The sequence below is a fragment of the Rhodoferax sp. genome (genome assembly GCF_025354435.1).
Lineage (GTDB): Bacteria > Pseudomonadota > Gammaproteobacteria > Burkholderiales > Burkholderiaceae_C > Rhodoferax_B.
On sequence record NZ_JANXMU010000058.1, the window covers coordinates 70,398 to 94,530 of the forward strand.

The 24,133-nt window shown below is 65.1% G+C and carries 22 protein-coding genes and 2 pseudogenes; 7 read left to right on the plus strand and 17 right to left on the minus strand.

Annotated features, from left to right (window positions below; genetic code table 11):
* The first annotated feature begins 6 nt into the window (after positions 1–6).
* On the plus strand, positions 7–834 hold the full coding sequence (locus tag Q0T48_RS15200; protein ID WP_295957651.1) for a proteasome-type protease: 828 nt from the start codon (positions 7–9) through the stop codon (positions 832–834).
* 63 nt (positions 835–897) lie between these two features.
* The gene (locus Q0T48_RS15205) at positions 898–1,743 is read left to right on the plus strand and encodes an alpha/beta hydrolase (RefSeq protein ID WP_295957691.1); all 846 of its coding nucleotides are present in this window, start codon (positions 898–900) and stop codon (positions 1,741–1,743) included.
* On the opposite strand, the gene Q0T48_RS15210 is transcribed toward Q0T48_RS15205, so the two are convergent.
* From Q0T48_RS15210 to Q0T48_RS15230, 5 genes are all read right to left on the minus strand, one after another.
* The gene (locus tag Q0T48_RS15210; RefSeq protein ID WP_295957653.1) at positions 1,700–2,350 is read right to left on the minus strand and encodes an HAD-IA family hydrolase; all 651 of its coding nucleotides are present in this window, start codon (positions 2,348–2,350) and stop codon (positions 1,700–1,702) included. The genes Q0T48_RS15205 and Q0T48_RS15210 overlap by 44 nt on opposite strands.
* The gene (locus Q0T48_RS15215; RefSeq protein WP_295957654.1) at positions 2,350–3,174 is read right to left on the minus strand and encodes an undecaprenyl-diphosphate phosphatase; all 825 of its coding nucleotides are present in this window, start codon (positions 3,172–3,174) and stop codon (positions 2,350–2,352) included. The genes Q0T48_RS15210 and Q0T48_RS15215 overlap by 1 nt, the downstream gene beginning before the upstream one ends.
* 31 nt (positions 3,175–3,205) lie before the next feature.
* Positions 3,206–3,850: an aspartate/glutamate racemase family protein gene (locus Q0T48_RS15220; protein ID WP_295957656.1), complete on the minus strand. Its 645-nt coding sequence runs from the start codon at positions 3,848–3,850 to the stop codon at positions 3,206–3,208.
* 2 nt (positions 3,851–3,852) lie between these two features.
* Entirely contained in the window at positions 3,853–4,713 is an 861-nt protein-coding gene (locus Q0T48_RS15225; protein ID WP_295957692.1) for an amino acid ABC transporter substrate-binding protein, read from the minus strand.
* 84 nt (positions 4,714–4,797) lie between these two features.
* On the minus strand, positions 4,798–6,132 hold the full coding sequence (locus Q0T48_RS15230; protein WP_295957658.1) for an aspartate aminotransferase family protein: 1,335 nt from the start codon (positions 6,130–6,132) through the stop codon (positions 4,798–4,800).
* Positions 6,133–6,240: 108 nt separating this feature from the next.
* Between Q0T48_RS15230 and Q0T48_RS15235 the strand changes: the two genes are divergently transcribed.
* On the plus strand, positions 6,241–7,119 hold the full coding sequence (locus Q0T48_RS15235; protein ID WP_295957660.1) for a MurR/RpiR family transcriptional regulator: 879 nt from the start codon (positions 6,241–6,243) through the stop codon (positions 7,117–7,119).
* Between the two features lie 72 nt (positions 7,120–7,191).
* Here the strand turns inward: Q0T48_RS15235 and Q0T48_RS15240 are convergent, their stop codons facing one another.
* The 8 genes from Q0T48_RS15240 to Q0T48_RS15275 form a co-directional block, all read right to left on the minus strand.
* Complete coding sequence (locus Q0T48_RS15240) at positions 7,192–8,712, minus strand: trypsin-like peptidase domain-containing protein (RefSeq protein ID WP_295957662.1); 1,521 nt, start codon at positions 8,710–8,712, stop codon at positions 7,192–7,194.
* A gap of 35 nt (positions 8,713–8,747) precedes the next feature.
* On the minus strand, positions 8,748–10,715 hold the full coding sequence (locus Q0T48_RS15245) for an ABC transporter permease (RefSeq protein WP_295957664.1): 1,968 nt from the start codon (positions 10,713–10,715) through the stop codon (positions 8,748–8,750).
* Positions 10,715–11,611: a glycosyltransferase gene (locus Q0T48_RS15250; protein WP_295957666.1), complete on the minus strand. Its 897-nt coding sequence runs from the start codon at positions 11,609–11,611 to the stop codon at positions 10,715–10,717. Before Q0T48_RS15250 ends, Q0T48_RS15245 begins: the two co-directional genes overlap by 1 nt.
* The gene (locus Q0T48_RS15255; protein WP_295957668.1) at positions 11,611–12,915 is read right to left on the minus strand and encodes an efflux RND transporter periplasmic adaptor subunit; all 1,305 of its coding nucleotides are present in this window, start codon (positions 12,913–12,915) and stop codon (positions 11,611–11,613) included. The genes Q0T48_RS15250 and Q0T48_RS15255 overlap by 1 nt, the downstream gene beginning before the upstream one ends.
* 62 nt (positions 12,916–12,977) lie before the next feature.
* Positions 12,978–13,595, minus strand: coding sequence for a methyltransferase domain-containing protein (locus Q0T48_RS15260; RefSeq protein WP_295957670.1), 618 nt, complete (start codon positions 13,593–13,595; stop codon positions 12,978–12,980).
* A gap of 16 nt (positions 13,596–13,611) precedes the next feature.
* Positions 13,612–14,112: a C40 family peptidase gene (locus Q0T48_RS15265; protein WP_295957672.1), complete on the minus strand. Its 501-nt coding sequence runs from the start codon at positions 14,110–14,112 to the stop codon at positions 13,612–13,614.
* 63 nt (positions 14,113–14,175) lie between these two features.
* Complete coding sequence (locus Q0T48_RS15270; RefSeq protein WP_295957674.1) at positions 14,176–15,429, minus strand: putative Na+/H+ antiporter; 1,254 nt, start codon at positions 15,427–15,429, stop codon at positions 14,176–14,178.
* Positions 15,430–15,460: 31 nt separating this feature from the next.
* Positions 15,461–15,949 carry a MarR family winged helix-turn-helix transcriptional regulator gene (locus tag Q0T48_RS15275; RefSeq protein WP_295957676.1) on the minus strand — a complete coding sequence of 163 codons (489 nt, stop codon included), beginning with the start codon at positions 15,947–15,949 and terminating at the stop codon, positions 15,461–15,463.
* Between the two features lie 161 nt (positions 15,950–16,110).
* Here Q0T48_RS15275 and Q0T48_RS15280 point away from each other — a divergent pair.
* Together Q0T48_RS15280 and Q0T48_RS15285 are read left to right on the plus strand one after the other, a co-directional pair.
* Positions 16,111–17,373, plus strand: a pseudogene (locus Q0T48_RS15280) (chloride channel protein).
* Positions 17,374–17,463: 90 nt separating this feature from the next.
* Complete coding sequence (locus Q0T48_RS15285; protein WP_295957678.1) at positions 17,464–18,003, plus strand: Mpo1-like protein; 540 nt, start codon at positions 17,464–17,466, stop codon at positions 18,001–18,003.
* Positions 18,004–18,054: 51 nt separating this feature from the next.
* Here the strand turns inward: Q0T48_RS15285 and Q0T48_RS15290 are convergent, their stop codons facing one another.
* Positions 18,055–18,645, minus strand: coding sequence for a cupin domain-containing protein (locus Q0T48_RS15290; RefSeq protein WP_295957680.1), 591 nt, complete (start codon positions 18,643–18,645; stop codon positions 18,055–18,057).
* Positions 18,646–18,715: 70 nt separating this feature from the next.
* Here Q0T48_RS15290 and Q0T48_RS15295 point away from each other — a divergent pair, with 70 nt between their 5' ends.
* On the plus strand, positions 18,716–20,398 hold the full coding sequence (locus tag Q0T48_RS15295) for an NAD(P)/FAD-dependent oxidoreductase (RefSeq protein ID WP_295957681.1): 1,683 nt from the start codon (positions 18,716–18,718) through the stop codon (positions 20,396–20,398).
* Positions 20,395–21,204, plus strand: a complete 810-nt coding sequence (locus Q0T48_RS15300) for a carbon-nitrogen hydrolase family protein (protein ID WP_295957684.1) — start codon at positions 20,395–20,397, stop codon at positions 21,202–21,204. The genes Q0T48_RS15295 and Q0T48_RS15300 overlap by 4 nt, the downstream gene beginning before the upstream one ends.
* 60 nt (positions 21,205–21,264) lie before the next feature.
* Here Q0T48_RS15300 and Q0T48_RS15305 read toward each other — a convergent pair.
* The 3 genes and pseudogenes from Q0T48_RS15305 to Q0T48_RS15315 form a co-directional block, all read right to left on the minus strand.
* Positions 21,265–22,746, minus strand: a pseudogene (locus Q0T48_RS15305) (DHA2 family efflux MFS transporter permease subunit).
* A 168-nt stretch (positions 22,747–22,914) separates the two neighbouring features.
* Positions 22,915–23,409 (minus strand): MarR family transcriptional regulator, encoded by a 495-nt coding sequence (locus Q0T48_RS15310; protein ID WP_295957686.1) that lies wholly within the window; start codon positions 23,407–23,409, stop codon positions 22,915–22,917.
* Positions 23,410–23,591: 182 nt separating this feature from the next.
* Positions 23,592–24,133 (minus strand): HupE/UreJ family protein (locus Q0T48_RS15315; protein ID WP_295957688.1); only part of this gene is annotated, 542 nt, incomplete at its 5' end.

Sequence of the window (24,133 nt, forward strand, 5' to 3'; positions counted from 1 at the left end):
ACCACCATGACCTACTGCGTCGCCATCAAACTCAATGCCGGGCTGGTTTTCCTGTCCGATTCGCGCACCAACGCCGGGCTGGACCAGATCAGTACCTTTCGCAAGATGATCGTCTACGAAAAGCCGCAAGACCGCTTCATGGTGCTGCTGTCGGCGGGCAACCTGAGCATTTCGCAGGCCATTCGCGAGATCTTGCAGATCGAGCAGCTCAAAGACAGCGACGACAGCGAACCCATCACCATCTGGAACGCCAAGAGCATGTTCGACGCGGCCCGGGTGCTGGGCGCGGCCGTGCGCCATGTGTACGACCGCGACGCGGTGTCGCTGCGACAGGCGGGCGTGGAATTCAATGTGTCGTTGATTTTTGGCGGCCAGATCAAGGGCGAGGGCATGCGCCTGTTCCAGGTGTATTCGGCCGGTAACTTCATCGAAGCCACGCCCGAAACCCCGTACTTCCAGGTCGGCGAATCCAAGTATGGCAAGCCCGTGCTGGACCGCGTGATCACCCCCACCACCCCGCTGGACGAAGCCGCCAAGTGCGCGCTGGTGTCGATGGACTCCACCCTCAAGTCCAACCTGTCCGTCGGCCTGCCGCTGGACCTGGTGGTGTACGAGGCCGACACCTTCCAGACCGACAAGGTGGTCTGTATTGACGAAAACAACCCCTACATGAAGATGTTGCACAGCAGCTGGGGCCACAAGCTGCGCGAGGTGTTCGACAGCATCGAAGACCCGATGTGGAACGGCGAGCAAACCGAGATTCCGCTGATGGTCGAATCCGCCCGGGGCAAGCCGCTGCGCAAGATCACCACCCCGCAAGAGCGCTTGATTTAGCGCTGCGCGCATACGCGACTCTCTGTGGCGGGCAAAAGTCACAGAATGCCGTTTATGTTGCCTTTGCCCCCCATCGTCTTTACCCACGCCAATAGCTTTCCCGCCGCCACCTACAGCGGACTGTTCGCCAGCCTGCGCGCGCGCGGCTTCGCGGTAGAGGCCATCGACCAGCTCGGGCATGACCCGCAGTACCCAGTCACCAACAACTGGCCGCACCTGGTGCAGCAACTGGCCGACTTTGCCGCCGAGGCAGTGGCGCGGCAGAGCCAACCTGCGTTTCTGGTCGGGCATTCGCTGGGTGGATTTTTGAGCCTGATGGTGGCCGCCCGCCACCCGGAGCTGGCCTGCGGCGTGCTGCTGCTGGACGCACCCATCGTCGGCGGCTGGCGCGCCACCACACTGGGGGCCTTCAAGCGGGCCAAGATGGTGGAAGTGGTGTCGCCCGGCAAAATCAGCCGCACCCGCCGCCAACACTGGGCCGACCAGAGCGCGGCACTGGCGCACTTCCAGGGCAAAAAAGCCTTTGCCCGCTGGGAGCCGCAGGTACTGCAGGACTACATTACTTACGGCACCCGCGACGAGGACGGCCAGCGGGTTCTGGGCTTCGACCGTGCGGTGGAAACCGCCATCTACAACTGCTTTCCCGACAACTTGGAGGGCCTGCTGCGCCGCCGCCCGTTGAAATGCCCGGTGGCCTTCATCGGCGGCACACATTCGGCCGAGATGCGCCAGATCGGCATGGGCCTGACCACCAAAATCACCAAGGGCCGCACCATGATGCTGGACGGCAGCCACCTGTTCCCCATGGAAAAACCGCTGGCCACGGCGGCGGCGATCGAGGCGGCCCTACTGAATATTGGGAATATCAGCGCGCCAGCAGCGGCCCCAGAGCCTGCAGACCGTCAATAAACGTCACCCGTTCGGCCACGTCCGCCGCCAGACCCTCTTGCGGGTGCAGGCTGAACACCTGCATGCCCGCAGCCAAACCGGCCAACAGGCCCGGCAGGCTGTCTTCCACTACCGCGCAGTGGGCCGGGGCCACGCCCAGGGCTTGCGCGGCGTGCAGGAACAGGCCGGGGTCCGGCTTGAAATGGCCGACCTCGTAGGCGCAAAAAATGCGTTCACCCAGCAGATGGTGCAAGCCGGTCAGGCCCAGGGTCAGCTCGACCTTTTCGCGCGGGCCGTTGGTGGCGACGCAAAAAGGGATCTGCAGGCTTTGCAGCAAGGCCAGCGCGCCTGGCAAAGGCTGCAGGTCCTGGCGAAAGCGGATTTCGGACTGCTCGCGTACCTGGGCCGTCAGTGCGGCTTCAAAACCTGGTGCCTGGGCAGGCAACTGGGCCGTAATCCAGGCTATGCAGTCAGCCATACGCGCGCCGCGAAACCGCTGGTGGGCTTCGGCGCGGCTGACCTGCACGCCATGGGCCACGGCCAGCGCGTGCAGCACGTCCATGCCCGGCTCCTCGCTGTCTACCAACGTGCTGTCGGCATCGAAAATGACGGCCTGGATGGCAGCCATCAGGCGGCCCAAGTCACCGTGCCCGTCACCCAGGTGGCCAGCACCACCAGGCCAAAGGCGATGCGGTACCAGGCAAACACCACGAAATCATGGGTGGAGATGTAGCGCAGCAGCCAGCGGATGCACAGCCACGCGCTCAAGAAGCTGACCACAAAGCCCACGGCAAACAGGGGAAAGTCGGCCATGGACAGCAGCGCGCGTTCTTTCCACAGGCTGTAACCTCCGGCGGCGATCAGCGTGGGGATGGCCAGAAAGAAGCTGAAATCGGTGGCCGCCTTGCGCGACAGGCCCAGCAGCATGCCGCCGATGATGGTGGAACCGGAACGGCTGGTGCCGGGGATCATGCCCAGGCACTGCACCAGGCCGACCTTGAGGGCATCCAGGCCGCTCATGTCGTCGATCTCCTGGATGCGTACCACGGGTTTGGCGCGGCGCTCTACCCACCAGATGATCAGGCCGCCGACGATGAAGGCTGTAGCCACCACCGGGGCGTTGAACAAATAGGCCTTGATGCTTTTATAGACAAAAAACCCGACCAGGGCCGCAGGCAGAAAGCCGATGGCCACGTTGAACACAAAGCGGCGCGAGCGGGCGCTGCTGCTAAAGCCACTGATGGCCCCGGCAATCCGCTGCCAGTAGACGATGATCACGGCCAGGATCGCACCGGTCTGGATGGCGATGTCGAATACCTTGGACTTGTCGTCCGTCATGCCCAAAAGCGAGCCGGTCAAAATCAAATGTCCGGTGCTGGACACCGGTAAAAACTCGGTCAGCCCTTCAACAATGCCCATGATGGCGGCTTTGATCAGCAAAATGGTATCCACACGCACTCCCAAAAATAAGATGGGACGATTATCACTGGGCGGCCAACCGCGCCCGCAAAGCCCTCACCGCACTGTCCACGGTTGTCAACACCGGCAAACCCGTAGCCGCCTCGCAGGCCGCCCGTGCCCGGGCCAGGCTGAACTGGGCCAGGGCGATGCGGGTGCAGCCCCGGGCTTGCAGTGCCCGCGCCTGTGCGGCCACCAGGGCATCGTGGCGTGCACCGTCGCCCCGGTTCAAGGCCTCCAGCGCGCCCTCGGCCAGCGCCAGCTCCAACCGCTGGCCGGGCGGAAATTCGGCAGGCATGGACTGCAGCGTCGGGCCAAAGCTGGCGATCAGGCCCAGCGTACCGCCCTGCCCTAAGGCCTCGGCCACCATGGCCTCATTGGGTTTGAGCACCGGTACCTGCGGATGCGCCCGCGCTACCGCCTCGATACAGGGCCCAAAGGCCGAGCAGGTGAACAAAATCCCCTCGGCCCCGGTGTCCACCGCGTACTGCGCCAGCTGGGCAAAGCGCTGGTGCATGGCCGCATCCAGCCCCCGCCCACCGCGCGCCAGGTCGGCCGACAGGCTGTCGTCCAGCAGGTTCACTACCTGCGCCTGAGGCCACAGTTCCGTAAAGGCGCGGTTGATGGGCTCCACCGAATGGGCCAGAGCGTGGATGAGGGCGATACGCATGTTCAGATGCCTTTGGAGGACGGGTTGGCAAACGCCTCCCGCGTCTCGGCGTTCAGCGGGTAGTGGATGTTGGCGTTTTTGGGCGGAATCGGCGACATGAACCATTGGGTGTAGAGCTTTTCCATCTCGCCCGACTTCATCATGCCGCCCACCACGCGGTCCACCAGCGCCTTGAGCTGCGGGTCGTCCTTGCGGTACATGAGCGACTGGTTTTCGGTGCGCAGCGACTCGCCTACGATGGCAAAGTCTTTCGGGTTCTTGGCGTTGGCGATCTGCCCGGCCAGCAGGATGTCGTCCAGTACAAAGGCAGCGGCGCGGCCCGTATCGAGCATCAGAAAAGACTCGGAATGGTCCTTGGCACCGATGTTGGTGATGTCCAGGTTCTTGGCCTTGTCGGCTTCTTTCAGCAGGCGGAACGAGGTGGTGCCCGCCGTGGTCACCACCGTCTTGCCCTGCAGGTCGGCAATGCTCTTGATGCCCGCGTTGGCCTTCACCGCCATGCGCACGTTGTAGCGGAAGATGTCCGGCGAAAACGCCACCTGCTTTTGCCGCTCGACCAGATTGGTAGTGCTGCCGCATTCAATGTCCACCGTGCCGTTCATTACCAGTGGGATGCGGTTGCTGGACGTGACCGGCTGCCAGCGGATCTCGACGTTTTGCAGCTTGGCCTCGGCCTTGATCGCGTCCACGATCTTCATGCAGATGTCGATGCTGTAGCCCAGCGGCTTGGCACCACCGTCCACGTATGAAAAGCCGAACGAGGCTTCGCGGTGGCCCAGGGTGATAGCCCCCGTGTCTTTGACCTTCTTGATCGTGTCGTTGGCCTCCTGGGCCAGGGCGGGCAGGCCGATGCAGAGCAGCAGGACGGCAGAAAACAGGCGTGAGGGGGCACAAGCTTACATGGCAAAACTCCTAGGGGGTGAAAGGAAACGAAAGGGGAAAGGGGTTCAGCGCGGCAGGCTGGCCACCGCCGCGTCGATGGAAGCCGCCAAGGTGCTGGCGATCTCGGTCAAATCGGCATGCGTGGCGATGAAGGGCGGGGCCAGCAGCACGTGGTCGCCGGCCTGGCCGTCCACCGTGCCACCCATGGGGTAACACAGCAGGCCGCGCGCCATGGCTTCCTTTTTGATGCGGGCGTGCAGCTTGTGGCGGGGGTCGAAGGGGGTCTTGCGGGCCCGGTCGGCCACCAGCTCGATGCCCCAAAAGAAGCCCTGGCCGCGGATATCGCCTACCCAGGGACTTTGGCCCATGTTTTCATGCAGTAGCGCCGACAACACCTGGGCATCGCGCTGTACTTTTTGTAGCAAACCATCGCGCTGGATCACGCGCTGCACTGCCAGCGCCGCCGCGCAGGCAACCGGGTGGCCCAGGTAGGTGTGGCCGTGCTGGAAGAAGCCGCTGCCAGCCCCCATGGCCTGGGTGATCTTGCGTTGCACCAGTACCGCGCCGACGGGCTGGTAGCCGCCGCCCAGGCCCTTGGCGATGGTCAACAGGTCTGGCACCACCCCCTCTTGCTCGCAGGCGTACAGCGTGCCGGTGCGGCCCATGCCGCACATCACCTCGTCCAGGATCAACAGCACGCCGTACTTGTCGCACACGGCGCGCACCGCCTGGAAGTAGCCGGGCACGGGCGTCAGCACCCCGGCAGTCGCCCCGCCCACGGTTTCGGCCACGAAGGCAATCACCGTGTCCGGCCCCTGGGCGAGGATGGCCGCTTCCAGTTCGGCGGCCAGGCGCAGGCCGTAGGCAGCGGGGGTCTCGCCCTCCCGCATCTCGCGGTACGGGTAGCAGGGGGCGACGTGGGTGGCGGGCACCAGCAGCGGCGCAAACGGTGCGCGCCGCCAGGCGTTGCCGCCCACGGCCAAGGCCCCCAGGGTGTTGCCGTGGTAGCTCTGGCGGCGGGCGATGAAGTGGCTGCGCTGGGGCTGGCCGATCTCTACAAAGTACTGCCGCGCCATCTTCAGCGCAGACTCCACCGACTCCGAGCCGCCGCTGACCAGGTACACCTGGTCCATGCCCTCGGGCGCGTGCTGCACCAGGTGGTCGGCCAGTTCCTCGGCCACCTGGCTGGTGAAAAAGCTGGTGTGGGCGTACGCCAACTGGTCGATCTGCGCGTGCATGGCCGCCAGCACGTCGGGGTGGCCATGGCCCAGGCAGGACACGGCGGCACCGCCGGAGGCGTCCAGGTAGGTGCGCCCTGCCGCGTCACGGATGCGCATGCCCTGGGCCGATATGGCGACGGGCGGGGTGTGGTGCAGGTGGCGGTGGAAGACGTGGGTCATGGCGAGTGGTCTAGGTGTTGCGTTAATTAATTTAATGGAACAAATATACCAAAATTAAAATGAAATGCAACATACGATTCACAAATCAAAGCACGTAACATCTGTTCCATGAACGCCAGTGACCTGATCCGAGAACGCTTTTCCACCCTCAGCCCCGGCCTGCAACGCGCAGGCAAGTACGCGCTGGACCACCCGAACGAGATCGTCACCGTGTCGATGCGCAGCATCGCCGTGCGGGCCGAGGTGCCACCGGCCACGCTGGTGCGCTTTGCGCAGACGCTGGGTTTTGCAGGCTGGCCGCAGCTGAAGGAGGCGTTTGCGCTGGAGCTGGGTCTGGCGCCCGAGCAGTACGGCCAGCGGGCCCAGAGCCTGATCGCCCGCAGCAGCAAATCGGGCGGCGACACAGCGCTGCAAGACGAGCTGTTTGCGGTACAGGCGCACAACCTGCAGTTCACCAAAACCCACAACGGCGAGGCCCTGGGCCGGGCCGCCGCACTGCTGGTGGGCGCGCCGCAGCTGCATGTGGCGGGCTTTCGGGCCAGCTATGCGCTGGCTTTCCACCTGGCCTATGGGCTGCGGCTGTTCCGGCCGTCGGTGCAGTTGCTGGACGGCCATGCAGGCGGACTGGAGATGCAGTTGCGCGCCCTGCAGCCGGTAGACACGGTGCTGGTGGTGGGCTTTGCGCCTTATTCGCGCGAGGCCGAGGTGGTGGCGCAGGCCGCCCGCCAGCGCGGCTGCAAGCTGGTGGCCATCACCGACAGCACGGCTTCGCCGCTGTCGCTGCTGGCCGACGAGACGCTGCTGTTCTCGGTACACAGCCCGTCTTTCTTTCCATCCACCGCCGCCGGGATGGCGCTGGTGGAGGCCCTGCTGGAGTTGGTAGTAGCGCAGTCGGGCAGCGCAGTGGTGGGGCGCATCGCTGCGGCAGAAAACCAGCTATTTACGTCCGGTGCGTACCTGCAAAAGCCTGCAGCACGGGCGCCTTGAAATTTAAAAAAAAACAGCTGCTAGCGTAAATAGCACCTACGCTAGCAGCTATTTATTTAAGAGCAAACCTGTTCAACGGCAGCTGCTGGGGGCCAGCCACTGGCGCAGGGCGGCGTTGTAGGCCACGTCAAACCGGCCATAGGCGTTGCTGCCGGTGGGGTTGCTGCAACTGGAACTGCCGCCGTACAGCTGACCCACCAGGTAATGGCCGCTGCCGATGGTTTCAAACAGGGGCGAACCGCTGCTGCCTTCTTCGGTGGCACCGCGGCTGAACTGGGCGTTGACAAAATTGCCGTTGGCCTGGTTCGACACGCTGCAACTAAAGTCCAGCGACGATGCCATGAGCCCCGTGCAGTTCAGGAACGAACTGATAACACCGCTGCTGATGGCCTGCCAGCTGCCCTGCGGGTGGTGCAAACCGGCCGCCGCGTCACCCAGCGTGGGGGCATTGACCGACCAGCCTGCAAACACGGCCCCCGTGGGCGGTGTATCGGCCAGGCGCATGAACGAGGTGTCGGTGGTGGCATTCGCGTAGAGCAAGGTGGCCCCACCGGTGCGGGTGGTGGCTGCAGCATCGGGCGTGGAGCCGCTGCAGGTGCTGGCGCGGTAGAACCACCAGGTTTGCAGCGTCGATGCCGCCGCCTGGGTCGAAACGCAGTGGTTGGCCCCAAGAAAGTACGGCGTGCCGCTGCCCGTGGCATCGTTGACCAGCGTGCCAGTGCACAGATACGCCGCGCCGCCGCTCACAAAGTTCATGCGGGCCACCGCATTGCTCTCGGTGGCGTAGCTGGGGCTGCAGGCCACATCGACCTCACAACTGCCGACCGCCGCCTTGGCAGTGTTGCCCACTTTGGCCTCCAACACCGGGCTGCTGAACAGGTGCGAGACACGCGGAATGGCAATTTGCACCTCGGCGGGAGACACCAGCGCGGGCAGCTCGATCTCCAGCGTGGCCTCGGTGCCGTCCACCACCGGAGCCCAGTAGGTGCGCCCGGCATCGCTGGTGTCGCCCGCTGCGCGGTTGCGCGCCAGGGTGTCCAGCACGTCTTGGGCCGGAATGGTGTAAGCCGTGGCCGCGCCGGGGGCGTAGACCCGCAGCGTGGCCGAAGCGGGCAAGCTTTTTACCAGCACGCCCAAGCGCAGGCCCACGGCCTGACCGGACTGGATGCTGATGGCCGCCACCTGTCCACCCGCTGCCGTGGCCTGCCACTGCAGCAAAGCCGCGGTGCTGGCCAACGTGCCCGTGGCGGCCACATCGCGCGGCAAACCGATCTGCTGGGGCACGCCCATCTGCGCCACCAGGGGTTTGACGGCCGCCACCTTGGCCTGCGCCACATCGCCCAGGGCGATGGCGCGGGCCAGCACCTGCAGTGCGGGGCGCGGCTGCAGCGGCGATGCCGTGCTGCCCGCGGTCTGGCGCATCGATTCGGCCTGCGCGCCCGTACCCGACAGCAGATTGACTGCCGCAGATTTGGCCGTGGTGGTGGACACTGCGGCGCACACCGCCGGGCTGCCACCGTCGCTGCCGCCACCGCAACTGGCCAACAACCCCGCTACGGCCAACAGGCCCATTCCATTCCAACTGCGCACCATATTTATCTCCTAAAAACTCGGCCCAATGTACCCGGTCAGGCGTGCCGTAAAGCCGTAATAGGCTGTAACAGCGAAGCCCGCCGCGCTGGGTAAAAACCAAAAAACACACCCACCGCCGCCGAAAACCCCACCGCCAGCGCAATCGAGGCCAGCGTCATGCTCACCTGCCAGCCCGCCCATTGCCCCACGGCCCAGGTGGCCAGCGCCCCCAACAGCACGCCCGCCGCGCCACCCAGCAAACTCAAAGTGACGGCTTCGATCAGGAACTGCACCAAAATATCTCGCCCGCGCGCCCCCACCGCCATGCGCAGCCCGATTTCGCGGGTGCGCTCGGTCACGCTGACCAGCATGATGTTCATGATGCCGATGCCGCCAATCAGCAGGCTAATGCCCGCCACGGCCGCCAACAGCAGGGTCATGGTGCGGCTGGACTGCTCTTGTGCCTCCAGAATCTCGCTCAGGTTGCGGATGGTGAAGGTGTCGTCGGCGCTGGCCTCCACCTTGAAGCGCTGGCGCAGCAGCTCGCGGATGTTGTCCTCGGCCACCTGCATGCTCTGGCCTTCGCGCACCTTCACGTTGATGGCCCAAACCCGCTTCACATTGCCCGGCGAACCGCCCTGTAAGCGGTTGCGGTAGGTGGAGATCGGCAGCACCAGGATGTCGTCCTGGTCCTGGCCCATGGAGTTTTGCCCCTTGCGGCTGAGCACGCCGACGATCTTCACCGGCACGGTGCGCACCCGCACGGTCTGGTCGATGGGGTCGGCATCGCCAAACAGCTCCTGCGCCACGGTGGCACCAATCAGGCCGACCTTGGCCGAACCCTGCAGCTCCGCCTCTTCAAACGCCCGACCGGCAGCCAGCGGCCATTCGCGGGCTTCTAAATAATCGTTGTTGGTGCCAAAGATGGTGGTGCTCCAGTTGGCGTTGTTGGCCACCACCTGGGCCATGGTGCGCGACGAGGGCGCAGCCACCTGCACCTCGGGCACCTCGACCTGGATGGCGGTGGCGTCTTCCTCGGTCAGGCGGCTGCGGGTCTGCGCGCCCTGGCGCACGCCCGCGGCCGTGGCCCCGCCGGGCAGCACCAGCATGATGTTGGAGCCCAGGCCCTTCATTTGCTCTTGCACCCGGTCGGTCGCGCCGCGGCCCACCGCCACCATGGTGATCACCGCCGCCACGCCGATGATGATGCCCAGCATGGTCAGCAGGCTGCGCAGCGCATTCGAGGCCAGCGCCCGCCAGGCACTGCGCAGTGCGGCCATGCCGTTCATGCGCGCACTGGCCCGGCTGGCCTGCCGCCCGTCCCGGGCGAGCGTCGGCGCAGACACCCCGCCAGAGTCCTCCACGATTTGCCCGTCCTTGAACACGATCTTGCGCCGCGCCCAGGCCGCGATATCGGCCTCGTGCGTGACCAGCACCACGGTGATGCCCTGGGCGTTCAGGTCGGCCAGCAGCTGCATCACTTCCTCGGAGGTCTGGCTGTCCAGCGCGCCGGTGGGCTCGTCGGCCAGGATGAGCTGCGGCTGGTTCACCAGGGCCCGCGCAATCGCCACCCGCTGCTGCTGCCCGCCCGACAGCTCGGCGGGCGTGTGGTGCATGCGCTCACCCAGGCCCACCCGCTGCAAGGCGGCGGTGGCCTGTTCTCGGCGCTGCGCCGCCGCCACCCCGGCGTAGACCAGGGGCAGCTCCACGTTCTCCAGCGCACTGGCACGGGGCAGCAGGTTGAACTGCTGGAACACAAAGCCGATGCGGCGGTTGCGGACCTGGGCCAGCGCGTCCGCATCCAGGCCCTGCACTGCCTCGCCCGCCAGGGCGTAGCTGCCGCTGCTGGGCGTGTCCAGGCAGCCCAAAATATTCATCAGCGTGGACTTGCCCGAGCCCGACGTGCCCATGATGGCCACGAAGTCGCCGTCGGCAATCTCCAGCGACACGCCGCGCAGGGCGTGCACCACGTCACCGCCCATGGCGTAGCTCTTGGTCAGCGCCTGGGCTTGGACGACTGGCATCAGAGTTGCCTCCGACGTACCTTCTGCACCGCCAGGCAGCGCAGCAGTGACCCCAGGACCGAGCCGGTCCACAGCAGGCGCGACGGCGCGGGGGCCTGGGCGTACAAGGTCTGCACATCGGGCGGCAAAGATTCCGGCAAGCGCAGCCGCAGCCACTGCCAGACCATTTCATACTGCACGCCACGCTGGGCATAGCGCCACAGGCGGCGTGCGTAGGTGCGGTAGTCGTGCAGCCGCCAGGGGCTGAGCGAGCGGAACGCAAACCCGGCCTCGGGCGCAAACACCACGTAGTCGCTGCCCTCCAGCTCCATGGCGATGGGCTGCAGGTCGCGGCCCGCCCACAGGGACACCAGCCAGTCTTCGCCCACTAGGCCCAGCGGCAGGCGGATACCGCGCTGGCGCAGGGTCTGCACAAAGCTGCCGCGCAGCGCGTACAGCCCGCCCGCCAGCGTGCCTTGGCTCAGCATGCGCTGGCTCCAGCCCTCGCGGTCGCGGCCGGTGGTGGGCAGGGCCCCCACGGCGTGGGCTGCAGGCACCTGCGCCAGCCGCTCGGCCAGCGCGCGCAAGGCACCGGGGGCGACCTGCACGTCGCCGTCCACAAACACGTGCAGGGTGGGCGTGGCTGCCATGGTGTGCACGTATTCGTTCCAGGCGTTGGCCTTGTCGGCCAGCGCGATCTCCACCACGCGCAGATGGGGCCTGGTCGCCGCCAGATCACGCACCACCTGCGCCGTGCCGTCCTGGCAGCCATTGGCCAGCACCACCACCTCGACCGCCATACCCTGGGCGGCGGCCTCGATGCTGCGCAGGGTGGCGGCAATGCGCGGGGCCTCGTTGTGGGCAAATACCGCGATCGACCAGGTGGCGGCCATATTGGTTGAGGGATGGGGTTGCATCAAAACGGCAGCTTGGGCGCGCCTGCACGGGGGGCTCCAGCCAGGGGGTTGCCGGTGACGACCGCCGTGCCGCTTTGCAATGCGCCATTGGGGTCGACCAGCTCGGTGCTGCTGCCGTCGGTAATGCCCAGGCAGACGTTGGTGGCCACGGGCTTGCCCAGCGCGTCCAGCAGGTAGATTCGGCCCCGGCGTGCAGAATTTATAGAAATAGTGCCGCTAGCACATGTAGTACCTACGCTAGTAGCTACGGTATTTGTAGCATTTACTGTATCGACAATACGCATGCGCAGGGCGGCGTTGGGCACTTTCAGCACGTCTTGCCGGATGTCGGTGACCACGCGCACATTGGCCGTCATGCCCGGCAGCAGGCGGCCGTCGGTATTGGCAAAGCGCAGCACGGCCACGTAGGTGACCACATTGGCCACGTTCAGCGCGGCCTTGCGCACCTGGCGCACCTCGGCCTCAAAGGTCTGGCCGGGGAAGGCATCGACATTGAAATTGGCTTTTTGCCCCAGGCGGATGCGGCCCACGTCGCTCTCGTCGATGCTGGCTTCGACCTGCATGTCGTGCAGGTTTTGCGCAATCACAAACAGCTCGGGCGCCTGCAGGCTGGCGGCCACGGTCTGGCCGCGCTCGATGGTGCGTTTGATGACGATGCCGTTGACCGGCGAGGTGATGCGGGTGCGGCCCAGGTCGATGCGCGCCTGGCCCAGCATGGCTTCGCGCTGCGCCACATTGGCCTGCGCGGTGGTGATCTGCGCCTGGGTCACGCTGGCCTGGGCCTGGGCCAGCTTGAGCAGCTCACCGCTGGTGTTGACCAAGGCGCGGGTGCGGTCCACCTCGCTTTGGGCGATGAATTGCTTGTCGGCCAGGTCGCGCTTGCGGTCATGGTCGCGCTGGGCCTCGGTCAGGTCCACCTGGGCTTTGGAGATGGCGGCCCGGCCCGCTGCGGCGTTGGCCTGGGCTGTCAGCACCGCGGCCCGCGCGGCATCCACATCGGCCTGGGCCGAGCGCACGCGGTATTCAAAGGTTTCCGAGTCCAGTATGGCGATGAGCTGCCCAGCCTTGACCTCGTCATTGAAGTCAGCGTACAGCTCCTTGATCTGCCCCGACACCTGGGTGCCCACCGACACCTGGGTCACCGGGTTCACCGCCCCGCTGGCCGCCACGGTGGCCAGTAGCGGCCCGCGCTCCAAGGTGCCGGTGCGGTACACCGGCAGGTCCGCAGCGCGGCTCTGGTTCCACCACCACGCAGCCCCGCCCAGCACAAGCACGGCCACCAGTCCCCACACCCATCGCTTCATTTTTCGCATTGGAGCGATTGTAGGAACGGGTGGTTACAAAATTTCGTGTGGGGTTACAACGGTTATTCCGCACGGCGTACCAGGCGCACGGCCAGCTCGTGCATGCCAGCCGGGTGCGGCACCTGGGGGTATGGCGGCGCGGGCCAGTCCCATTGGGCGCTGGGAAACAAGGCGCGCATGGCGTTGATATCGCAGTGGTACGGCGGGCCCTCTACCCGCCCCTGCGCCATGGCCTCGGGCCGGGGCATTTGCATGAAGGCCGCCCACAGGCTGCCATCGGGCCGCAACCACTGCCGCAGTTGGCCTGCGTAGGCGAACCAGGAGTCAGGGTGGATGGCGCACAGGCAGGTTTGTTCGTACACCGCGTCAAAGGGTTGCGCAGGCAGGTAGCTGCGTACATCCGCCTGCACCACCTCGGCCGCCAGCCCCTGGGCCTGCAGATGCGCCTGCGTGCGCGCCACTGCCGCCGGGGTGTAGTCCAGGCCCACCACCTCAAAGCCGCGCCGGGCCAGTTCGGCCACCTCCCAGCCACCACCGCAGCCCGGCACGGCGATGCGGCATGGCTGCAATGCGCCGCTGTCCAGCCAGGCCAGCAACTGTGGACTGGGGCCACCGCGGTCCCAGCCGGTTTGCTGGGTGTCGAAACGCGCTTGCCAAAAGGCGATACCAGGGCCTGCCATCAAATACCTCCAAAAATCAGGGCCGCCGAAACGCGGTGGGCTGGCGAGACCAGTAGCTGGAAATCAGCAGGTCCAGCCGCACCTCACCGCCCGTGGACGGCGCGTGCACAAACCGCCCTTCGCCCACATAGATGCCCGCATGCGTGGCCGCGCCGCGCGGGGCAAACACCACCAGGTCGCCGGTGCGCACCGCATCGGCAGGCACGGCCTGGCCCCAGTTGACCAGGGCAGCCACGGTACGCGGAGCCGGTAGGCCCGCTTGGGATTTGTAGACGTAGCCAATCAGGCCGCTGCAGTCAAACCCGGTTGAGGGCGTGTTGCCGCCGTAGCGGTAGGGCGTGCCCACCAGGCTGATGGCGTACAGGGTCACATCGTTGGCCTCTTCCACCGTCAAGCGCGAGGGGCCCATGGGGCCCGCCGTGGCGGGGCGCGACGGCGGCGCGGTGGCGCAACCTGCCAGCGTGAGCAGCAAAACCCCAGCGGCTACCGTGCAATACCTGCGTGTGTGTGCGTCCATATGCTTGATTCTGATAAAAATGACCTCTAGCGCCCGTCCATCATGTACCAATAGCTATCAAAATCACAGCAAAAACAAAATTGCCGCCACTACCGTTGGCAGCACTGCCCCGGCCAGCAGACCCAGTGCCCCGATCGACTCGTCGTTGAAGCCTTTGCGCAGCAGCGCCACCCCGGCCGGGTTGGGTGCGTTGGCAATTACCGTCAAACCGCCGCCCGCCACGGCACCCGCCACCAGCATGTATTTGGCTGGGTCGCTGATGCCCTCGATCAGCGAGCCCAGATAGGTCAGCGCGGCGTTGTCGGTCAGCGCCGTTAAACCCAGTGCGCCAAAAAACAGCGCCGTGGGGGCCAGGCTGGAAACGATGGGCTGCAGCCACCACTGCTGCATGCCGCCCAGCACCACCAGGCCCGCCAAAAAGAACCCGACCAGCAGGCCCTCTTTCAAAATCAGCGGGCTCTGGTGCCGCACGTAGGCCTGGGTGTAGCCAATGAAGAACACAAACAGGCCGATAAACACCACCGGATGGTGGGCAAATACCACCACCCCGGCTAGAAATGCCAGGTGGATCAGGCTCACCACCAGCGGCACGGGCCGGGTCGCCATGGGCTTGGCGGCGGCCGTAGTCTTAAGGTACGGGCGCAATAAAAACACCAACACGCTGGCGTTGACCAGCACCGCGATGCAAGCACGCCAGCCAAAGGTACTGGCCATGAAAGCGCTGTCCCAACCCCACACGGATGCCACCATCAGCACCGGTGGTGCGGCGTACGAGGTCAGCGTGCCGCCGACCGATACATTCACGAACAGCACGCCCAAAGCCCCGTATTTGAGCCACTCCGGTGGCCCTTGGCGAAACACCAGCGGGGCCAGGATCAGCGCGGCCAGGGTCATGGCTGCGGGTTCGGTGATCAGCGAGCCCAGCAGCGGCACCAGGGCCATGCCCAGCCAGGCCATGGCTACGGGGGTGGGCAGCGGCAGCACACGGGCCACGCTGCTGAGCCACTGCTGCACCAGTTCCAGCACCGGGCGCGAGGCGGCCACCACCATCACCACAAACACAAACAGTGGCTCGGTGTACTGGCGCGACTCGGCGTAGGCCAGCGCATCGGCCCCATTGCCCAACACCGCCATCACCACGATCAGCACAAAAGCCCAGACGCCAAACACCACCTCGACCTCGCCCAGGATGTGGAACAGCCCCGAGTGGAGTGGATACCGATGGGCCAGGGTTTCAAACCAACTGGCGGCGAAAGTGTGCAGCAGTGCCAGCCCAAAAAGGACGGCGGCGGCGAGTTGGAGGGCAGTGGGTTGCATGCAGAAGTACTCGGATAGATCCATTAAAAAATTATTGCTCGGCCAGTGGAATCCCACCGGCCTGCTCGTCAGCCTTCAGCAGCACGATCAGTTCGGCCAGATCCTGGTCCAGCCGTTGCAGGCTGGCCTGGGGCAGCTTGCCCAGCGCCAGCGGCAGCACACCGGCGAACGGGCCGGGCACCTGGTCCAGCACGGCGATGCCACTGGGCAGAATATGCAACCGCACATTGCGCCAATCCTCCGGGGCTTTGTCCATGCGGATCAGCGCCTTGCGCAGCAGGGCTTTGACCAGATTGCTGGCGGTACTTTGGTGGATGTCCATGCCTTTGGCCAAGCCCCCCATGCCGATCCCAGGCTGGTCCCTGACCACGCTCAACGCCCACACCTGCGCACTGCCCAGGCCCACCTGGTTTTCCACCTGCTGAAAGTGGCTGCGCACCGCGTTGAACACCACCCGAAACCGGCGTAGCACCTGGGCTGTGGTGGCGGGGTGCTCAGAGGTATCTTGGAGTGACAGCATAGCGCGATGATAGAGGCCAATGGGCGGTCCACCCTGCGGCGTGGAGCACCCTACAATCTAATATATTGCATCAAATGTAATTCCCATCCTACCAAGGCCAACCCATGCAGCCGCATCCCCGCATTTTCACTGCCCTCCAGCAAGAAGTGGCCGACTAGCGTTTGTGGGCCGGGCGCGGCGTGGTGCTGGGGTTTGCCGCACTGGCAGGTTTGACGGTGGTGGCCTTTACCTGGTTGACGGAACATGCTCTGCAGATGTTTTCTGTGCTGGACGCACAGGCTTGGTGGGCCCCGCTGCTGTGGACCCCCGCCTGCACCGCGGCCATCGTCTGGCTGACGCGGCGGTTTGCCCCCTGTGCCGCGGGCTCGGGCATTCCACAGGTGATGGCTGCCCTCACCCCCGAGGTGCCACCCGCAGCGCGCGGGCTGTTTGTGTCGCTGCGCCTGGCGCTGGCCAAGGCGCTACTGACAGCCTGGGGCCTGCTGGCCGGTTTGTCGCTGGGGCGTGAAGGCCCGTCGGTGCAGATTGCTGCCGGAGTCATGCACCACGCGCGCCGCTGACTGCCCAAGGGCTCGCGGGTGTCGGAGCACGGCCTGCTGCTGGCCGGCGGCGCGGCAGGCATCGCGGCGGCGTTCAACACCCCGCTGGGCGGCGTGATGTTTGCCATTGAAGAGCTATCACGCAGGCCCGAACAGCGCAGCAGCGGCCTGCTGCTGGCGGCGATTGTGCTCAGTGGTTTGATGGCCGTATCGGTGTACGGCAACACCACCTATTTTGGGGTGATCCACATTGAAAATTTAAGCATGGCGCTGCTGCTGCCGGGTCTGCTGGTCACGGTGTGCTGCGGGTTGGCGGGCGGGCTGTTTGCGCGGCTGTTGGTGGTGTCACTGTCGGGCAGCTCGGCCGATGCGTTTACCCGGTTTCGCCAGTCTGCGCCCGTGCGGTTTGCCGCCGCCTGCGGGCTCGCCGTGGCGGTGCTGGGTGTAGTGAGCCAAAGTGCCACTTACGGAAGCGGCTACGGCCACACCCGCGCCCTGCTGGAGGGCCACGGCGACGCCGCGCCGCTGTTCATGCCGTTGAAGTTCATCGCCACCTGGCTCACCACCTGGGCCGGGGTGCCCGCGGGTATTTTTGCGCCCTCGCTGGCGATTGGCGGGGCCTTGGGCAACGACATCGCCCTGCTGACCGGCTACGTCAACGCGCCCACGCTCATCGCTTTGGGCATGACGGGCTTTCTGGCGGCGGTGACCCAGGCCCCCATGACCTCGTTCATCATCGTGATGGAAATGGTGGACGGCCACGGCCTGGTACTGAGCCTGATGGCCAGCGCCCTGGTGGCCAGCGGTGTGTCACGCCTGGTCAGCGCGCCGCTGTACGCGTCGCTGGCAGCGTTGCAATTGCGGCGGGTGCCGCAGGTGTCCTAGGCGGTGTAAACCCTGGGTGTCGTGCACTTGACAGCGCGCTGCGGGCTCGCACTCTTAGCATGCCATACACCCCAAAAGAAGGAGACCCCCATGGCATCCCTGTTCCGCCCCGCCACCGTGCTGATGGTGCAGTACGCGCACTACCACCGCGACCGGCGCAACATCGCCACGCACTACGTCGGCATTCCGCTGATCGTGTTCGGCATCGGCGTGCTGCTGGCGCGCTGGCAGCTGGACGGTAATCCGCTCACCGCCGCCTGGCTGCTCTGGATACTCAGCACGCTGTGGTACCTCAGCCGGGGCAATCTGTTACTGGGTGTGGCCGTTAGTATGGCCAATGGCCTGCTGATCGCGCTGGCCCACCAAGTGGCGGGCGGCAGCGTAGCCCATTGGCTGGGCTGGGGCCTAGGTAGCTTTGCGGTGGGCTGGGTGCTGCAGTTCATCGGGCACTACTTTGAGGGCCGCAAACCGGCGTTTATGGACGATTTGGTGGGCCTGCTGGTCGGGCCGATGTTCGTCACCGGCGAGGCCTTGTTTGCGCTGGGCTGGGGCAAAAACCTGCTGGCCGAAATCGAGCGCAGCGCCGGACCCACGTGCATTCGCCCCACGAAAAAACCACAAGCTTTTTAAGGCTCTAGCGCAAATACCATCTACGCCAGTAGCTACATTTTCAATAGCAAACTACAAATATGGTGGCGTGCAGGCCGACACAATCTCGACCACGCTGTCGCCGATATTGCGAAAGCGGTGCGGCAGGCTACTGTCGAACAAATAGGCATCGCCCGCCTTTAGCACCCGCACCTGCTCGCCCACGGTCAGCTCGATCTCGCCGCTAAGCACAATGCCGCCCTCGTGCGATTCGTGCTCCAGCATGTCCACACCGGTATCGGCACCGGGCGCGTAACGTTCTTGCAGTATTTGCAGGTTGTGGGCGCGGGCATTGCCCACCTGGCGCAGCGTCAGCGTGCGGTCGCCGCTGGCACCGGGGGCGTGGCGGGTCAGGCGGGATGTCAAATCCACCAGGTCGGCCGGGCTGTGGAACACGGCATCGGCCTGGGGTTGGTCGGGCTCGAAAAACTCCGCCATGGTCAGCGGCACGCCACTCAAGATTTTGCGCAGCGAGGCCACCGAGGGGCTGCTTTTGTTCTGCTCGATGGTCGAAATCTGGCTGGACGGCACGCCCGCCCGCTCCGCCAGTTGCCGCTGCGACCAGCCCGCCACCATGCGCACCTGGCGCAAGCGGCTCCCCACATCAAACGGACCATCCAGCATAAATAATTTCCCCAAACGCTCAATATTTTGAGCAAAATATACACTTATACCGATCACTTGCACCATTGCCATGCCACTCGACCACACTGCCACCGCCGCTGACAAAGCGCCCGTCACCATTTTCGGCCCCGATTTTCCGTTTCCCTTCGACGACTGGATTGCCCACCCCGCCGGGCTGGGCAGCCTGCCCGCCCAGCACCATGGGGCCGAGGTCGCCATCGTTGGCGCGGGCATGGCGGGCATGGTGGCCGCCTACGAGCTGATGAAGCTGGGCTTCAAACCCGTGGTGTACGAGGCCTCCAAAATGGGTGGGCGCCTGCGCTCGCAGCCGTTCGAGGGCGGCCAGGGCGTGATCGCCGAGCTGGGCGGCATGCGCTTCCCGGTGTCCAGCACCGCGTTCTACCACTACGTCAACGCCCTGGGCCTGCAGAGCCAGCCCTTCCCCAACCCGCTCACGCCCGCCAGCGGCAGCACCGTGGTCGATCTGGAAGGCCAGACCTACTACGCCGAAAAGCTGGCCGACCTGCCGCCCATGTTCAAGGAAGTGGCCGACGCCTGGGCCCGCGCGCTGGAAGACGGTGCCCAGTTCGAGGCGGTACAAAACGCCATCCGCAGCCGCGACGTGCCCGCGCTGAAGGCGCTGTGGAACAAGTTGGTGCCGCTGTGGGACGACCGCACCTTCTACGACTTTGTGGCCACTTCCGAGGCCTTTGCTGGGCTGTCGTTCCAGCACCGCGAAGTCTTCGGCCAAGTGGGCTTTGGCACCGGCGGCTGGGATTCGGACTTTCCCAACTCCATGCTCGAAATATTGCGCGTGGTGATGACCAATTGCGACGACGCGCAGCGCCTGATCGTCGGCGGTGCCGACCAGGTACCGCTGGGCCTGTGGCAGCTGGTGCCCGACACCTTGGCCCACTGGCCCGCAGGCACCACCCTGGCCAGCCTGCACGGCGGTGCACCGCGCGCCGGTGTGGCGGCCATCCAGCGCCAAAGCGACGGCAACATTGCGGTCACCGACCGCTGGGGCGACACGCGCAGCTACGCCGCTGTGCTCACCACCTGCCAAAGCTGGCTGCTGACCACCCAGATCGACTGCGACGAATCGCTGTTTTCGCAAAAAATGTGGATGGCGCTGGACCGCACGCGCTACATGCAGTCCAGCAAAACCTTCGTCATGGTGGACCGCCCGTTCTGGAAAGACAAAGACCCCGTCACCGGCCGCGACACCCTGAGCATGACGCTGACCGACCGCCTCACCCGCGGCACCTATTTGTTCGACAACGGCCCCGGCAAACCAGGCGTGATCTGCCTGTCGTACGCCTGGATGGGCGACGCGCTGAAGATGCTGCCCCAGCCGCCCGAAAAGCGCGTCAAGCTGGCACTGGATGCCCTGAAAAAAATCTACCCGCAGGTGGACATTGCCAGCCACATCATCGGCGACCCCATCACCGTCTCGTGGGAGGCCGATCCGCACTTTCTGGGCGCATTCAAAGGCGCGCTGCCCGGCCACTACCGCTACAACCAGCGCATGTTTGCCCACTTCATGCAAGACGACAAACCCGCCAGCGAGCGCGGCATCTTCATCGCGGGCGACGACGTGTCTTGGACCCCCGCCTGGGTGGAGGGCGCGGTGCAGACTTCGCTGAACGCGGTGTGGGGCATCCTGCACCACTTCGGTGGAAAAACCCACGCCGAGAACCCCGGCCCCGGCGATGTGTTCAAAGAGATTGGCCCTATGGAACTGCCGGAATGATCGACCTGCCGAACGATCTACGTTTGGCGCTGCTGCAGTGCCCTTCCCTGCCGCTGGACGTGCCCGCCAACCTGGCGCGGCTGGACGCATTCGCCGCCCAGGCCGCCGCCGCCGGAGCCCACCTGCTGGTCACGCCCGAGATGTTTTTGACCGGCTACAACATCGGCGGCCCCGCCGCTGCCGTGCTGGCCGAACGCCCTGACGGTCCCCGCGCCCAGGCCGTGGCCGCCATCGCCCGGCAGCACCAGATCGCCATCGCCTTCGGCCATCCCGAACACGACGATGTTGGAGCCATCTTCAACGCCGCCCAATGCATCGATGCCCAGGGCCAGATGCTGGCCCGTTACCGCAAAACCCATCTCTTTGGCGACCTGGACCGCGGCATGTTCAGCCCCGGCCCCGGCGACGAGCCGCTGTTCAGCTTCCACGGCTGGCAGCTCGGCCTGCTGATTTGTTTTGATGTGGAGTTCCCCGAAAACACCCGCCGCCTAGCCCTGCAAGGCGCCGACCTCATCGTGGTGCCCACGGCGAATATGGAGGGCTTTGACTTCGTCGCCCAGCACCTGGTGCCCACGCGGGCTTACGAGAACCAGCTGTTTGTGGCGTATGCCAACTTTTGCGGCAGCGAGGGGGATTTGGTCTACAACGGACTGAGCTGCGTGGCGGCACCGAACGGGACCGGCCTGGTACAGGCTGGGCGCGGGGCCGAGCTACTGCTGGCGGATGTGACGCGGGCGGGCTTGGCGGCCGGGCGGGCTTTGAATGGGCATTTGGCGCTGTGCCGGACTCCTCCGCAAAAGCTATAAAGTTAATAGCTACTAGCGTAGCTGACGTCTGCACTAGAGGCACTTTTTCTATAAATTCCTTCACTCCATCACATGCGCCTCCACCGGCGGCGTGGCTGCGTGGCTTTGTTTGCGCATCAGCAGTAGCAACGGGATGGACAGCAGGGTCACGGCCATCATGATTTTGAAGTCGTTCAGGGTGGCCAGAAAGCTGGCCTGGCGGGTGACTTCGTTGTTCAGCGCGGCCAGGCCTTGCGGCGTGGCCAGGTTGTAGACGGCCGGCAGACCCGCCTGCACGGCGGGGCTGGCCAGGTTGACGTGCTCGACCATTTGCGAATGGAACAAGGCGGTGTTGCGGGTTAGCAGGGTCTGCATCACCGAGATGCCGATGCTGCTGCCGATGTTGCGCGACAGGCTGTAGATGGCGGTGCCGTCGGGCCGGTACAGCGGGTTGAGCGTGGAGAACGTCATGGTGGTGAGCGGCACCGACACAAAGCCCAGGCCCAGGCCCTGGATCACGCTGGACCACACAACGCTGGATTGCGGGGTGTCAAAGGTGTAGCCCGACATCTGCCACAGCGACCAGGCGGTCAGCGCAAACCCCAAAGCGATCATGCCGCGCGCATCGACGCGGCTGGCATAGCGCCCGGCAAACATCATGGCCACCATGGTGCCCATGCCGCTGGGCGCAATCACCAAGCCCGCGGTGATGACGGGGTAGCCCATCAGCGACTGCAGCATCGGCGGCAGCAGGGCCCGCGTGGCGTACAGCAGCAGCCCCACCATGAAGTACAGCACCAGGCCAGTGACGAAGTTGCGGTCTTTGAGCAACTGCACATTGAAGAACGACACCTCCTTGGCGGTAGCCGTGAGTGCGATGAAGAAGGCGAAGCTGACCAGCGCCCCGGCGGCTTCCAGCTGGATCTCTAGCGAGCTGAACCAGTCCAGCAGCTCGCCCCGGTCCAGAAACATCTGCAGCAGCCCAATCGCCAGGCTCAGGGCCACGCAGCCGTAGACATCGAAGCGCAGCTTGGTCTGCACCACGGTTTCGCGGATGTAGAGCTGGATGCCGATGAACGACAAAATGCCCACCGGAATGTTGACGAAGAACACCCAGCGCCAGCTAAAGTTGTCGGTCAGTCAGCCGCCCAGCGTGGGGCCCAGGATGGGGCCAATCATCACGCCCATGCCCCAGATGGCCATGGCCTGGGCATGCTTTTTCTTCGGGTTGGTGTCCAGCATGATGGCCTGCGACAAGGGCACCAACGCCGCCCCCAGCAGCCCCTGCAGCAGGCGCGCCAGCACGATCTGCGTGAGTGACGTGGCCAGCCCGCACAAGGCCGACGCCACGGTGAAGCCCACCACCGAAATCAGAAAGATGCGCTTGCGGCCAAAGCGGCCACTCATCCAGCCGGTCAGCGGCGTGGCAATCGCCGCGGCCACGATGTAGGAGGTGAGCACCCAGGAAATCTGGTCCTGCGAGGCCGACAAGTTGCATGCCATGTGCGGCAGCGTCACGTTGGCAATGGTGCTGTCCAGCGTCTGCATCACGGTGGCCAGCATGATCGCCACCGTAACCAGCTTGCGGTGTTTAGCCAAGTCGGGCGGAGGGGCGGCGGTGTCGGTGGCTGTTGCGGTTAGGGCCATGGGTGTCTAGGGTGCAGAAGGTGAAATGGTGACGGAGGTGATAGTGACATAGGTCACCATATGCATAAAAAAAAGGAGCGGCTGTCACCCGTCCACATAGCGCAACACCTTGCGCAGCAGCAGGTCAAACTGGTCCATCTCTTCGGCGCTAAACCCGGCCCACAGCGTGCTGTACTGCTGGCGGCGCTGGGGCTGCACCGTTTCCACCAGGGCCTGGCCCGCATCGGTGAGCTGCATGTAGACCTCGCGCCGGTCCACCTCGCTGGCGACGCGCTCGACCCAGCCTTTCTTGGCCAGGTCGTCGGCAATGCGCGAACAGTGGGTGCGCGAGGTGTGGATAAAGGTGCTCAATTCCGACGGCAGCATGCGGTGGCCCGGATGGCTGTACAGCACCACCAGCGTGGTCCAGGTGGTGTAGTTCAGCCCGAGTTCGCGCAGCTTGACATCGACCACCTCGCCCAGGCGGGTGCCGATGTGCAGCAGCAGCCGCGTCAGAATCGCCTCGCGCGGCTGCGCACCCGGTATTTGGGTGGCAATGGCCTTGATGGCCGATTCAAAAGGGGCAAAGCTTTCAGGCATGGGCGCAAATGATAACCTAGGTTACTAATTTGCGCTGCGGGCTGCCGGCATAAATTGCTACTAAATAAATAGCAAAATGCATAGGTAGAACATGCACTAACGGCCCATTTCATATAAAAATAGGGGACTACCCGATCGGATCCAGGAATGGGCGAGTCGCCGCCCGATCCCACCCTTCAGATTCAAGCTACCCGCAGCCAGAACCAGTACGCGGCCAGTGCCACCAGCAGCCACGAGCCGCCGCGCACCACCACCCGGCCATACCAGGGCTGGCGCACCACCACCTGCGACAGCAAAACCCAGGCGGTCACGGCGGTCAGTTGCCCGGCTTCCACGCCCAGGTTGAAACCGGCCAGCGCCCAGGGCAACAAGCCCGCGGGGGCTGCAGCTTCGATCAACAGGCCCGCGAAACCGTAGCCGTGGACCAGGCCAAACACCAGCGCCAGGCGCTCGGAGCGCAGCACCCGCACCGGATAGATGTTGAGCAGCGCGGTGAAGGCGATGGACGCGGCAATGGCGGGCTCCACCCAGCGGGGCGAGGCCTCGGTCCAGCCGAAGGTGGCCAGCCCCAGGGTGATGGAATGGCCTACGGTGAAGGCGGTGATGGTGCGCAGCAGCGACCACCAGGGGCTGCGGCCTTCTACCAACGCCGCCGCCCGGCCCAGGCGCAGTTGCAGCGGCAGCACCAAGGCCAGCAGGAAAGCCATGTGGTCGTAGCCCTGCA

Excerpts from the sequence above, each read along its gene's own strand:
- Q0T48_RS15200 (WP_295957651.1), top strand. The coding sequence starts at position 7 with ATGACCTACTGCGTCGCCATCAAACTCAATGCCGGGCTGGTTTTCCTG.
- Q0T48_RS15210 (WP_295957653.1), bottom strand. The coding sequence starts at position 2,350 with ATGGCTGCCATCCAGGCCGTCATTTTCGATGCCGACAGCACGTTGGTA.
- Q0T48_RS15220 (WP_295957656.1), bottom strand. The coding sequence starts at position 3,850 with ATGCGTATCGCCCTCATCCACGCTCTGGCCCATTCGGTGGAGCCCATC.
- Q0T48_RS15230 (WP_295957658.1), bottom strand. The coding sequence starts at position 6,132 with ATGACCCACGTCTTCCACCGCCACCTGCACCACACCCCGCCCGTCGCC.
- Q0T48_RS15235 (WP_295957660.1), top strand. The coding sequence starts at position 6,241 with ATGAACGCCAGTGACCTGATCCGAGAACGCTTTTCCACCCTCAGCCCC.
- Q0T48_RS15240 (WP_295957662.1), bottom strand. The coding sequence starts at position 8,712 with ATGGTGCGCAGTTGGAATGGAATGGGCCTGTTGGCCGTAGCGGGGTTG.
- Q0T48_RS15245 (WP_295957664.1), bottom strand. The coding sequence starts at position 10,715 with ATGCCAGTCGTCCAAGCCCAGGCGCTGACCAAGAGCTACGCCATGGGC.
- Q0T48_RS15250 (WP_295957666.1), bottom strand. The coding sequence starts at position 11,611 with ATGCAACCCCATCCCTCAACCAATATGGCCGCCACCTGGTCGATCGCG.
- Q0T48_RS15255 (WP_295957668.1), bottom strand. The coding sequence starts at position 12,915 with ATGAAGCGATGGGTGTGGGGACTGGTGGCCGTGCTTGTGCTGGGCGGG.
- Q0T48_RS15260 (WP_295957670.1), bottom strand. The coding sequence starts at position 13,595 with ATGGCAGGCCCTGGTATCGCCTTTTGGCAAGCGCGTTTCGACACCCAG.
- Q0T48_RS15265 (WP_295957672.1), bottom strand. The coding sequence starts at position 14,112 with ATGGACGCACACACACGCAGGTATTGCACGGTAGCCGCTGGGGTTTTG.
- Q0T48_RS15270 (WP_295957674.1), bottom strand. The coding sequence starts at position 15,429 with ATGCAACCCACTGCCCTCCAACTCGCCGCCGCCGTCCTTTTTGGGCTG.
- Q0T48_RS15275 (WP_295957676.1), bottom strand. The coding sequence starts at position 15,949 with ATGCTGTCACTCCAAGATACCTCTGAGCACCCCGCCACCACAGCCCAG.
- Q0T48_RS15285 (WP_295957678.1), top strand. The coding sequence starts at position 17,464 with ATGGCATCCCTGTTCCGCCCCGCCACCGTGCTGATGGTGCAGTACGCG.
- Q0T48_RS15290 (WP_295957680.1), bottom strand. The coding sequence starts at position 18,645 with ATGCTGGATGGTCCGTTTGATGTGGGGAGCCGCTTGCGCCAGGTGCGC.
- Q0T48_RS15295 (WP_295957681.1), top strand. The coding sequence starts at position 18,716 with ATGCCACTCGACCACACTGCCACCGCCGCTGACAAAGCGCCCGTCACC.
- Q0T48_RS15300 (WP_295957684.1), top strand. The coding sequence starts at position 20,395 with ATGATCGACCTGCCGAACGATCTACGTTTGGCGCTGCTGCAGTGCCCT.
- Q0T48_RS15310 (WP_295957686.1), bottom strand. The coding sequence starts at position 23,409 with ATGCCTGAAAGCTTTGCCCCTTTTGAATCGGCCATCAAGGCCATTGCC.